This is a genomic window from Stenotrophomonas sp. BIO128-Bstrain, from assembly GCF_030128875.1.
GTDB lineage: Bacteria > Pseudomonadota > Gammaproteobacteria > Xanthomonadales > Xanthomonadaceae > Stenotrophomonas > Stenotrophomonas bentonitica_A.
The window spans coordinates 3,066,761-3,078,296 of record NZ_CP124620.1 but is presented as its reverse complement, the minus strand read 5'-3'; the positions used below and the strand labels follow the sequence as shown (position 1 = coordinate 3,078,296).

Here is an 11,536-nt window from a genome sequence, read left to right as displayed (position 1 = left end):
GGCACACTCCCCACGCCGGGTCCATGGAACCTCAAGGTTCCACGGGCTTCCCAGTAAACCGAGACCTTGATAGAATCGCTAGTTCACTTTTTTGATCCATCCTGCCGGATTGGCGCGCCCATGGTGCGCTGTCGGCCATCACTCAGCTGGAGAACCGCGTCATGGCGCGTATTGCAGGCGTCAACCTGCCAGCCCAGAAGCACGTCTGGGTCGGGTTGCAAAGCATTTACGGCATCGGCCGTACCCGTTCGAAGAAGGTCTGCGACGCCGCAGGCGTGACCTCGACCACCAAGATCCGCGATCTGTCGGAGCCGGAAATCGAGCGTCTGCGTCTCGAAGTCGGCAAGTACATCGTGGAAGGCGATCTGCGCCGTGAAATCGGTATCGCGATCAAGCGCCTGATGGACCTGGGCTGCTACCGCGGTCTGCGTCACCGTCGCGGTCTGCCGCTTCGTGGCCAGCGCACCCGTACCAACGCCCGCACCCGCAAGGGCCCGCGCAAGGCGATCAGGAAGTAAGGGACCTAAGAAATGGCTAAGCCCGTCGCTAAGACCAAGAAGAAGATCAAGCGCGTCGTCACTGACGGCGTCGCCCACGTCCATGCTTCTTTCAACAACACCATCGTGACCATCACCGACCGTCAGGGCAACGCTCTGTCGTGGGCGACCTCCGGTGGCGCTGGCTTCCGCGGTTCGCGTAAGTCCACCCCGTTCGCTGCCCAGGTGGCTGCCGAGAAGGCCGGCCGTGCCGCGCTCGACTACGGCGTCAAGTCCCTGGAAGTCCGCATCAAGGGCCCGGGTCCGGGTCGTGAGTCGGCCGTGCGCTCGCTGAACAACGTGGGCTACAAGATCACCAACATCATCGACGTGACGCCAATCCCGCACAACGGGTGCCGTCCGCCGAAGAAGCGTCGCGTCTAAAGGAGCGATAAGAAATGGCTCGTTATATCGGTCCTACCTGTAAGCTCGCCCGCCGCGAAGGCGCCGACCTTTCCCTCAAGAGCCCGGCCCGTGCGCTGGACTCCAAGTGCAAGCTGGAGCAGAAGCCCGGCCAGCACGGCGCCACTGCCCGTAAGGGCAAGCTGTCCGACTACGCTACCCAGCTGCGCGAAAAGCAGAAGGTCAAGCGTATCTACGGTCTGCTGGAGCGTCAGTTCCGCAACTACTACAAGAAGGCCTCGACCAAGAAGGGCAACACCGGCGAGAACCTGCTGCAGTTGTTGGAAACCCGTCTGGACAACGTCGTCTATCGCATGGGCTTCGCTGTGACCCGTCCGGCTGCCCGTCAGCTGGTCTCGCACCGCGGCGTCACCGTGAACGGCAAGTCGGTCAACCTGGCTTCGTACCAGGTCAAGGCTGGCGACGCCGTCGCTCTGTCCGAGAAGGCTGCCAAGCAGCTGCGCGTTCAGGAAGCCCTGACCGTGTCTGCCACGCATGACCTGCGTCCGTCGTGGGTTGAAGTTGATTCCGGCAAGTTCGCCGGCATCTTCAAGGCCGTGCCGGATCGTTCGGACCTGCCTGCGGATATCAACGAAGCGCTGATCGTCGAGTTGTATTCGAAGTAATTCACATTGGAGAACCTCCGGGTCACACCGGAGGTTCGCAGGAGAACCCGCAACATGACGGTTACCGCCAACCAGGTTCTGCGTCCTCGCGGTCCGCAGATCGAACGCCTTACCGATACCCGCGCCAAGGTCGTCATCGAACCCTTGGAGCGTGGTTACGGGCATACGCTGGGCAACGCCCTGCGTCGCGTGCTGCTGTCGTCCATCCCGGGCTTCGCCATCACGGAAGTCGAAATCGATGGCGTACTGCACGAGTACACCACGCTCGAAGGCTTGCAGGAGGACGTGCTGGAAGTCCTGCTCAACCTGAAGGACGTGGCCATCCGCATGCATACCGGTGACAACGCTACGTTGTCGCTGTCCAAGCAGGGTCCGGGTGTCGTGACCGCTGCTGATATCAAGCTGGACCACAACGTCGAAGTCCTCAACAACGACCATATCATTTGCCACCTGACCAAGGACACGGCAATCAATATGCGTCTGAAGATCGAGCGTGGTTTCGGCTACCAGCCGGCGGCCGCGCGTCGTCGTCCGGATGAAGAAACCCGTGCCATCGGCCGTCTGGTCCTGGACGCCTCGTTCTCGCCGGTCCGTCGCGTCGCCTATTCGGTGGAAGCGGCCCGCGTTGAACAGCGTACCGATCTGGACAAGCTGGTGCTGGACATCGAAACCAACGGCACGATCGATGCCGAGGAAGCCGTGCGCACTGCCGCCGACATCCTCAGCGATCAGCTGTCGGTCTTCGGTGACTTCACCCACCGCGACCGCGGTGCGGCCAAGCCGGCCAACAACGGCGTGGATCCGGTGCTGCTGCGCCCGATCGACGACCTGGAACTGACCGTGCGTTCGGCCAACTGCCTCAAGGCAGAGAGCATCTATTACATCGGCGATCTGATCCAGAAGACCGAAGTGGAGCTGCTCAAGACCCCGAACCTCGGCAAGAAGTCGCTGACCGAGATCAAGGAAGTCCTCGCACAGCGCGGCCTTTCGCTCGGCATGAAGCTGGAGAACTGGCCGCCGGCCGGTGTCGCCCAGCACGGCATGCTCGGCTGATCCAGCGCTACGCAAGATGCTTGACCCCGCACCTTCGGGTGCGGGGGCTTCACCGGCAACACCCCGCACCGACAGGTCGATAGCCTGCGGTGACGGCCAGCCAGGACGGCTGGCACCGGACCATCCGCAGTCCAAGCAGCAACGCCAGGATGGCGACAGCGATACCCAACCGATCCAACATTCACTTCAGGAATCACCGTCATGCGTCATATGAAGTCCGGTCGCAAGTTCAACCGCACCAGCGCCCATCGCGAAGCAATGTTCAAGAACATGGCCGCGTCGCTGTTCAAGCACGAGCTGATCAAGACCACCCTGCCGAAGGCCAAGGAACTGCGCCGCGTTGCCGAGCCGCTGATCACCCTGGCCAAGGTTGATTCGGTTGCCAACCGTCGTCTGGCGTTTGCTCGCCTGCGCGACAACGAAGCCGTCGGCAATCTGTTCACCACCCTGGGCCCGCGTTACGCGAACCGTCCGGGCGGCTACCTGCGTCTGCTGAAGTGCGGTTTCCGCGCTGGCGACAATGCGCCGATGGCCTATGTGGAGCTGGTCGATCGCCCGGCTGCTGTGGCTGAAGCCGTCGAAGAGTAATCTTCGAGCTGTACCTGTTATTCGGTGAAGAACCCGGCCTTGTGCCGGGTTTTTCCGTTTCTGGGGTTTGATGACGGCAAGAGCGTGGCGCTGCGGGTGGGGGTGGGGCGTTGGCGCGGGCAGGTTGGCGGGAACGCCTGCACACCGGATCGGTGCGCATGGGGGTAAAGCGCAGCACGTGCCGGTCTCGACGCGTGGGTAGTGCCGGCCGCTGGCCGGCTCCTCGGCACCATCGCCACGTTCGTGTGGTTCGGCGTGCTGCACGGAACTCGCTGTCCGGCCGGTGGCGCCGATGGTCGGCAGCTGCGCATGGACGTGGGCGGTCACGGCCCTGTTAATCTTGGCGCCTGGACTTTCACGAGTGTTGGCAATGAATCCATTGCGTTGGAGTTTCCGCGCCCAGTTCCTGCTGGGGTTCCTGGTCTGCGCGGCGCTGTTGGGGTATGCGATCTTCCTGCAGCTGAAGATGGGGCTGGAGCCGTGCCCGTTGTGCATCTTCCAGCGGATCGCGTTCGCGGCGCTGGGGCTGCTGTTCCTGATCGGGGCGCTGCACGGTCCGCGTGATCCGGCCGGGCGGAAGACGTATGGCGTGCTGGCCTTCATCGCGGCGGCTGTCGGTATCGGCATTGCCGGGCGCCATGTGTATGTGCAGTTGCTGCCGCAGGACATGGGCTCGAGCTGCGGGCCACCGTTGAGCTTCCTCAGCGAGACGATGGGGCCGTTCGAGGTGTTCCGCACGGTGCTGACCGGTACCGGCAACTGCGGCAACATCGATTGGCAGTTCCTGGGCCTGACGATGCCGATGTGGAGCCTGGTGTGGTTCGCGGCATTGGCGCTGTGGGCGCTGGTGACGGCGTTCCGTGCGCGTCGCCGCCACTGAGGTCGCATCCGGCCGTCTCCGGCCTGGCACGCGTTGCGCGGCCAGGTCGGAGGCTGCGGTCAGGTCTGGATGTTCCCGGCCTGATCCGGTCGCAAGGTGTCAGGGCACCGCTCAGAAGTCCTGCTGCAGGCTGAGGTAGGCGCCACGGCGCGGGCCCCACTGCGGGGCGAAGACGCCGATCCCGCCGCCGTCGCGCAGCTGGTAGCTGCGGTCCAGTGCGTTGACCAGGGCCAGCTGTGCGTGCAGCGGGTGGCCGCTGTCGGCGTTGAAGTCGTGGCCGGCGCTCAGGTTGAGCTGGAGGTAGGCGGGGAGTTCGCCACCGTTGGGGACGCCGTCGGCGTCCGAGCGCAGGCCGCTACCGAAGACGTAGTCGGCGCCAAGACGATTGTGGCCGGCGAAGGCGTAGCTGATGCCGCCGGAGGAGGTCAGTTTCTGGTCGTGGTCCAGGTGGATCCAGTTGTCCTGGACATAGGCCAGTGCTTCCGGATCCAGGTTGTACTGGCCGGTGATGACCTGCTTGCCCATGGCCTTGTTGTAGGCCGCGTTGACGTAGGCGCTGAGCGGGCCATTGCTGTAGTCGGCGCTGAATTCCACGCCGTGGATATGCCCGTAGCGATAGTTGAAGGTCGAGTAGATATAGGCGGCGCCGAACTGGCCTTCGTCCTGCAGCCGGTCGACCTTGCGGTCATAGGCGTCCAGGCCGAGGGTGAGGTGATCGCCGATCTGCTGGGAGACGCCGATGTCGTAGTAATCGCTGCGCTCGGACAGCGGGATCGTGCTGCCGCCGGCCGGTTGCTGGTTGGTGGTGCCCTCATAGAGGGCGATGTCGCTGCTGGCCACCAGTTCGCTGGCCGGTGGGGTGAAGTAGCGCGAGTAGCCGGCGTGCACGGTGGTGCTGTCGCTGGCGTTCCAGACCACGCCCAGGCGCGGGCTGAGCTGGCCCTCGGTGCCACTGAAGGCCTTGTAACGGTCGCCGCGCAGGCCGTAGTTGATCGTCCAGTCGTCGCCCAGGCGCCATTCGTCCTGCAGGTAGACAGCCGTGGTGGTGGCGTTGAAGGCATTGGCGTCGAGGATGCGCAGCGGCGTCGTGCTGGCCTGCTGGCCGTCGGCATCGACCGGGAAGACCCAGGTGTCGCTGCCGGCGCGGGCGCGCTCGGCGTTGACGTACAAGCCATAGCGCAGCGTGTGGTTCTCACCCAGCGGCGTGGAGAAATCGGCCTGCACGCTGTTGGCGCGATTGCTGCGCTCCACCTGCGAGGCCACGCCGTTGAAGATGAGGTCGCCGGCGAGGTCCGGGTCGAAGGACAGGTCGCTGTAGCGCTGGCCGGCCGAGACCTGGTAGGCGGTGTCGCCCACTGTTCCCTGCAGCACCAGCATGCCGAAGCGGGTGGTCTCGCGCTGGTTCTCGTCCAGCGCGGCCGAGTCGGCGTTCACCGTATCCAGGTAGCCGAACTGCGGGCTCTGGCCGGGGTTGACCGGAATCTGGAAGCGGTTGTTGGAGAAGCCGGCGAACAGGCTCAGGCGGGTGGCGTCGTTGACCAGGTAGGTCAGGTCGGCGAACGCCTTGCCCTGGTGGGTGTCATCGTGGTCCGGCCGGCGCGAGGCGGTGGGATTTTCCATGCCGATCTGGTTCTGGTCGTAGTTGCCGGTCAGGTACCAGCTCCAGCGGCCCTGGCTGCCCCACCACGAGGCGTTGGGGTTGACCTTGCCGTAGGAGCCGGCGGTGAGGCCGGCGCTGCCGCCATTGCCCAGCTCGGCGCCGCTGCGGGTGGTGATGTCGACCACGGCGGCGGTGCGCTCGCCAAACTGTGCCGGCAGGGCGCCATCCATCAGGCGGAGGCTCTTGATCGCGCGGGCGTCCAGGGTCTGGCCGAAGCCGGAGATCGATTCGGGCAGCAGCACGCCGTTGAGCCGGTACTGCAGGTTGGCGTGGTCGCCGCGCACGTGCACGCCGCCGTACGAGTCTTGGACCACGCCCGGTGCCTGCAGCAGCACCTGGTTCAACGGGGTGGAGGCACCCAGCGGCAGGTTCTGGATGTCTTCGGCGGTGATCTGGTACTGGCTGCTGCCGATATCCGGCGACAGGGCGTTGCGCGCCTGGTCGAGCTGGGCGCTGACGGTGACGGCATCCAGATCGGTGACGGCGGGGGTGGCGTTGGCAGGGGCGGCGGCGAGGGCGGGCAGGCCGGTCAAGGCCAGGGAAACAGCAATACCGGTAGCAAGCAGGGAGGGCTTCATGAGGATGGCTTGGCTGGGCAAAGGGGGGAGGGGGCCGGCCTGGCAAGTGTTACTCCGTAACAAATCATGCGCCTGTCCGCGGCCGCTGGACCATGCGCGATCTGGCCGATCGCCGCGCCCGTTGACCGGTGTTCAGCCACGCAGGCCGGCCCAGCCCTTTGCGGCGGCGGCGCGCTCTGCGACCATGACCGGCCCCACACCCCGGAAGTCCGTGATGAGCCTGTCCGCCCCCCCCGTAGCCGATCCCGCCGCGACCGCCGTCGACGCTGCCTGGTCGCCGGAGAGCTGGCGTGGCAAGCCGGCGCTGCAGATGCCGACCTACCCGGACCCGCTGGCGCTGGATGCCTCGCTGCACGAGCTCAAGCGGCTGCCGCCGCTGGTGACCTCCTGGGAGATCCTGGCGCTCAAGCAGCAGCTGGCCGATGCCCAGGAAGGCAAGCGCTTCCTGCTGCAGGGCGGTGACTGCGCGGAGAACTTCAGCGACTGCGAATCCACCACCATCTCCAACCGGCTCAAGGTGCTGCTGCAGATGAGCCTGGTGCTGGTGCACGGCATGCGCAAGCCGGTGATCCGGGTCGGGCGTTTCGCCGGGCAGTACGCCAAGCCGCGCTCGGCCGATACCGAAACCCGCGACGGCGTGACCCTGCCCAGCTACCGCGGCGACGTGATCAATGCGCCGGAATTCACCGAAGCTGCCCGTCTGCCGGACCCACGCCGGATGCTGCAGGCGCATGCGCATTCGGCGATGACCATGAACTTCGTGCGGGCGCTGATCGATGGCGGCTTCGCCGATCTGCACCACCCCGAGTACTGGAACCTGGAGTGGGTGCGGCATTCGCCGCTGGCCACCGATTACCAGAAGATGGTGTCCTCGATCGGCGACGCGGTGCGCTTCATGGAAACGCTGTCCGGCACGCAGGTGTACAACCTCAACCGGATCGACTTCTACACCTCGCACGAAGCGCTGCTGCTGCCCTACGAGCAGGCGCTGACCCGGCAGGTGCCGCGCCAGCAGGGTTGGTTGAACCTGAGCACGCACTACCCGTGGATCGGCATGCGCACCGCGGCGCTGGATGGCGCGCACGTGGAATACCTGCGTGGCGTGCGCAATCCGATCGCGATCAAGGTCGGCCCGTCCGTGCAGCCGGACCAGCTGCTGCGCCTGATCGATGTGCTCAACCCCGATGACGAGCCGGGCCGCCTGAGTTTCATCCACCGCATGGGCGCGGCGCAGATCGCGCAGAAGCTGCCGCCGCTGTTGAATGCGGTCAAGCGCGATGGCCGGCGCGTGCTGTGGGTGTGCGATGCGATGCATGGCAATACCGAGAGCACCAGCAATGGCTACAAGACGCGCCGTTTCGACAATGTGCGTGGCGAGGTCGAGATGTCCTTCGATCTGCATGCCGCGGCCGGCACGCGGTTGGGCGGCGTGCACCTGGAGCTGACCGGGGAGGACGTGACCGAATGCACCGGCGGCGCCCGCGAGCTGACCGAACGCGACCTGGAGCGTGCCTACCGCTCCTCCGTCGATCCGCGCCTGAACTACGAGCAGTCGCTGGAGATCGCGATGGCGATCGTGCGCAAGCAGGCGCATTACGCCGACTGACCCGGGGGCGTGTCCTCGACACGCACCTTACATTCGTCTGACACCCCGGTCATGGTGGTACCGGCATCCTGTGGACTTCCTTGCGAAGAACACAGGAGCGTGCAGTGACCGTGGACTGGCAGCAGGCAGCGCTGTATCTATGGCCGATCTCGATCGCACTGGTGATCGGGATCACGGGCTGGTGGTTGCTGATGGCGTTGACGCGGCGCTTGAAAAACCGCGATTACCGCCGCGCCCGCATCGCGCGCGTGATCAGCCGGCCGCTGGCGTTCGCGCTGCCGCTGCTGCTGCTGATTCCTGCGCTGGAAGCCACGCCGCTGCACGGGCGTTGGCTGGATCAGTCACTGCGCCTGCTGCATATCGGCCTGACCGGCTGCTTCATCTGGCTGCTGGTGCGCGCGGTCGCTGCCGGCGAGCAGGCGATCCTGCGCGACCACCCGATGGAGGTGGCCGACAATCTCGAAGCGCGTCGCATCCAGACCCAGACCCGGGTGCTGAGCCGCGTGCTGATGGGCGCGATCATCCTGGTCGGCGTCTCGCTGATCCTGCTGACCTTCCCGATGGTGCGCCAGATCGGCACCGCGTTGCTGGCCTCGGCCGGCATCATCGGCCTGGTCGCCGGTATCGCGGCCAAGCCGGTGTTCGGCAACCTGATCGCCGGCCTGCAGATCGCCTTGACCCAGCCGATCCGGCTGGACGATGTGGTGATCGTGGAAGGTGAGTGGGGCCGGGTGGAGGAGATCAACAGCAGCTACGTGGTGGTGCGGATCTGGGATGCGCGGCGGATGGTGGTGCCCCTGACGTGGTTCATCGAGCACCCGTTCCAGAACTGGACACGGCGCAGTGCGGACCTGCTTGGCACTGCCTTCCTGTGGCTGGATTACACCGCGCCGATCCCGGCGATCCGCGCTGAACTGGAGCGGATCTGCAAAGGCGAGGCACTGTGGGACGGCCAGGTCTGCGTAACCCAGGTGACCGAAACCAGCGAGCACACCCTGCAGGTGCGCCTGCTGGTGAGCGCGCGCAACTCCGGCGATGCATTCGATCTGCGCTGCATCGTGCGCGAGCGGATGCTCGATTTCCTGGCGCGCGAGCATCCGCAGGCGCTGCCGCGCACCCGTGCCGAGCTCAACCAGGAAGTGACGCCCACGCGCCGGCCGCGCTCGCAGCCGGCCGAGGATGTGCGCTCGCCCGGGGCCGAGGATGGTGAGCCGGCGATCCTGCCGGACCCGGGCGATGCATCCCGGTAGTGCCGGCCGCTGGCCGGCAAACGCATGGACCCTGTGCCGGGATTGCGTGGTTGCCGGCCAGCGGCCGGCACTACCGAGGCGGGGCGCACGAACGGCCGGAATCACCGAGGCGGGGCATGCCAAGGCCGGGATTGCCTGGGCGGGGGCGTACGTTATCGGGTAGGTACCGACCGTTGGTCGGTACACGCCCGTCAGGGCGCGACGGCGTTCGTCAGCAGACTGTCGGTCTGGAAGCGTGGTGGGCGGCGCGCCCGCGTGCGCTGCTCGTAGGCGTAGCCCAGTTCGATCAGGCGCGGCTCGCTCCACGCGGTGCCCATGAACAGCAGGCCCAGCGGCAGGCCGTTCACGTGCGCCATGGGCACGGTCAGGCTCGGGTAGCCGGCCACGGCGGCAGCGCTGTAGCTCTCGCCCGGGAAGTCATCGCCACTGCCCGGCCGGATCGGCCAGGCCACGCCGGTGGTCGGGGCCACCAGCGCATCCAGTTTCTGCTCGCGCAGCACCGCATCGATGCCCTCGGGGCCGGCCAAGCGGCGTGCGTCACTGCGTGCGCGGATGTACGCAGGGGTGCCCGGCCCGCCCATGGCGGCAGCGGTTTCCATCAGGTCCTGGTCGAACAGCGCCAGCTCCTTGCCCGCGTGCTGCCGGTTCCAGGCGATCACGTCCTCCAGGCTGCGCACCGGGGCCTGGTAGGTGGTGAAGTAGCGCTGCAGCCCGGCCTTGAACTCGTGCATCAGCACGATGCGCTCGGCGTCCTGCCACTGGCCCTGGGTCGGCAACTGCACCGGCACCACGGTGGCGCCGGCGTCGCGCAGCACGGCCACGGCATGCTGCAGGGCCGGGGCGATGCCCGGCTTCTGCATCAGGTCGCCATACAGCACGCCGACCCGCGCGCCGCGCAGGCCATCGGCGTTCAGGCGGGAGGTGTAGTCGTAGACCGCGCGCCCGGGCATGGTCGCGGTGGCCGGGTCGGCCTCGTCGCGGCCGGCCATGGCGGTCAGCAGGGCCGCCGCATCGGCGACGCTGCGCGCCATCGGGCCGGCGGTGTCCTGGCTGAAGGAGATCGGAAGGATGCCTTCGCGGCTGACCAGGCCGACGGTCGGTTTCAGCCCGACCACGCCGTTGACGGCGGCCGGGCAGACGATGCTGCCATCGGTTTCCGTGCCGATCGCCGCCACCGCCAGGTTGGCCGACACCGCCACCGCGCTGCCGCTGCTGGAGCCGCAGGGGCTGTGGCTGAGCCGATACGGGTTGCGGGTCTGTCCGCCACGCGCGCTCCAGCCAGAGACCGATTGGCTGGAGCGGAAGTTGGCCCATTCGCTCAGGTTGGTCTTGCCCAGGATCAGCGCGCCGGCCGCGCGCAGCCGTTTGACCAGGAACGCATCGTCGGGGCGGAAGCCTTCCAGTGCGAGCGAGCCGGCGGTGGTACTCATGGGGCTGGCGCCGATGTTGTCCTTGAGCAGCACCGGGATGCCGTGCAGCGGGCCGCGGAGCTGGCCCCGGCGGCGCTCGGCGTCCAGTTGGGCGGCCTCGCGTAGTGCGTCCGGGTTGAGCTCGATGACCGCGCGCAGGCGCGGGCCGGCGCGGTCGAGGCGAGCGATGCGGTCCAGGTAGGCGCGGGCCAGGGTGACGCTGTCCAGCTCGCCGCTGGCCATGCGCGCCTGCAGATCGGCGATGTCGGCTTCGGCGTAGGCGAAGGGAATCGGCGCGCTGGTGGGCGGTGCCGCGGCAGGCGACTCACGGGCGTGCAGGGGCGCCGGGCCCGGGCTGCAGCCGGCCAGTGCGATGAGCATCAGTGATGTCAGTGTCAGGCGCATGCCTGTCCCCCCGAACCGGCCGACAGGCTAACCAGCACAGACGGCGCTTGGCAACTCAAGCCGCGTTGGCGGCCTTGCCATGGCGTTTGCGGATATCGCGGGCGAGCACGCCGACCACGATCAGATTGATCACCAGCACCGACCACGAGGCCCAGCCCGGGTGACGGAGAATGGCGTAGATATCGAACGGCAGGTAGATGCCGGCGGTGACGCAGCCCAGCCAGGAGGCCCAGGCTTTGGCGCGCCAGAGGCCCCAGGCCTCGAAAAGGTGCAGGACGCCATAGGCGACCATCGCAGCAGCCGCCAGATGCACGGCATCGGGGCTGATCATGTTGAGCAGCGAGGGCAGGGTGCCGTGATCCGGGTCCAGACTGAACCGGCGGATCAAGGCATTGACCGCATCGCGCAGGGGCTGCGGGCCGAGCATTTCCAGCCCGGTCGCAGCCAACAGCGCCAGAACCGCCTTGCTGGCTTCCAGCAAGGCGATCAGGTGAAGCCCCGGATGCTTGTGAGGATCCGGGTTGTAGGGCTTGTCGGTCACGA

11 protein-coding genes are annotated in these 11,536 nt (G+C 66.7%); 8 read left to right on the top strand and 3 right to left on the bottom strand.

The genetic code is table 11. The annotated features are described in order from the left end of the window. Positions 1–161 precede the first annotated feature (161 nt). The 6 genes from rpsM to POS15_RS14045 all read left to right on the top strand — a co-directional run bounded on the left by rpsM (position 162) and on the right by POS15_RS14045 (position 4,085). The gene (rpsM, locus tag POS15_RS14070) at positions 162–518 is read left to right on the top strand and encodes a 30S ribosomal protein S13 (protein ID WP_019186163.1); all 357 of its coding nucleotides are present in this window, start codon (positions 162–164) and stop codon (positions 516–518) included. A 12-nt stretch (positions 519–530) separates the two neighbouring features. Then, positions 531–920: a 30S ribosomal protein S11 gene (rpsK, locus tag POS15_RS14065; RefSeq protein WP_017355427.1), complete on the top strand. Its 390-nt coding sequence runs from the start codon at positions 531–533 to the stop codon at positions 918–920. A gap of 14 nt (positions 921–934) precedes the next feature. Beyond that, positions 935–1,564 carry a 30S ribosomal protein S4 gene (gene rpsD / locus POS15_RS14060; RefSeq protein ID WP_019186164.1) on the top strand — a complete coding sequence of 210 codons (630 nt, stop codon included), beginning with the start codon at positions 935–937 and terminating at the stop codon, positions 1,562–1,564. Positions 1,565–1,618: 54 nt separating this feature from the next. Further along, positions 1,619–2,617: a DNA-directed RNA polymerase subunit alpha gene (gene rpoA / locus POS15_RS14055; RefSeq protein ID WP_019186165.1), complete on the top strand. Its 999-nt coding sequence runs from the start codon at positions 1,619–1,621 to the stop codon at positions 2,615–2,617. Positions 2,618–2,818: 201 nt separating this feature from the next. Then, positions 2,819–3,205, top strand: a complete 387-nt coding sequence (gene rplQ, locus POS15_RS14050; protein ID WP_019186166.1) for a 50S ribosomal protein L17 — start codon at positions 2,819–2,821, stop codon at positions 3,203–3,205. Between the two features lie 370 nt (positions 3,206–3,575). After that, on the top strand, positions 3,576–4,085 hold the full coding sequence (locus tag POS15_RS14045; protein ID WP_019186167.1) for a disulfide bond formation protein B: 510 nt from the start codon (positions 3,576–3,578) through the stop codon (positions 4,083–4,085). Positions 4,086–4,196: 111 nt separating this feature from the next. Here the strand turns inward: POS15_RS14045 and POS15_RS14040 are convergent, their stop codons facing one another. After that, positions 4,197–6,323 carry a TonB-dependent receptor gene (locus POS15_RS14040; RefSeq protein ID WP_284128335.1) on the bottom strand — a complete coding sequence of 709 codons (2,127 nt, stop codon included), beginning with the start codon at positions 6,321–6,323 and terminating at the stop codon, positions 4,197–4,199. A 214-nt stretch (positions 6,324–6,537) separates the two neighbouring features. On the opposite strand from POS15_RS14040, the gene POS15_RS14035 reads away from it, so the two are divergent. Then, positions 6,538–7,929, top strand: a complete 1,392-nt coding sequence (locus tag POS15_RS14035) for a 3-deoxy-7-phosphoheptulonate synthase class II (RefSeq protein WP_046272403.1) — start codon at positions 6,538–6,540, stop codon at positions 7,927–7,929. 110 nt (positions 7,930–8,039) lie between these two features. Beyond that, entirely contained in the window at positions 8,040–9,179 is a 1,140-nt protein-coding gene (locus POS15_RS14030) for a mechanosensitive ion channel domain-containing protein (protein ID WP_046272405.1), read from the top strand. Between the two features lie 191 nt (positions 9,180–9,370). Here POS15_RS14030 and POS15_RS14025 read toward each other — a convergent pair whose 3' ends face one another. Then, positions 9,371–10,993 carry an amidase gene (locus tag POS15_RS14025; RefSeq protein ID WP_026070243.1) on the bottom strand — a complete coding sequence of 541 codons (1,623 nt, stop codon included), beginning with the start codon at positions 10,991–10,993 and terminating at the stop codon, positions 9,371–9,373. A gap of 55 nt (positions 10,994–11,048) precedes the next feature. Continuing rightward, positions 11,049–11,534, bottom strand: a complete 486-nt coding sequence (locus POS15_RS14020; protein ID WP_019186172.1) for a DUF2127 domain-containing protein — start codon at positions 11,532–11,534, stop codon at positions 11,049–11,051. Positions 11,535–11,536: the final 2 nt, after the last annotated feature.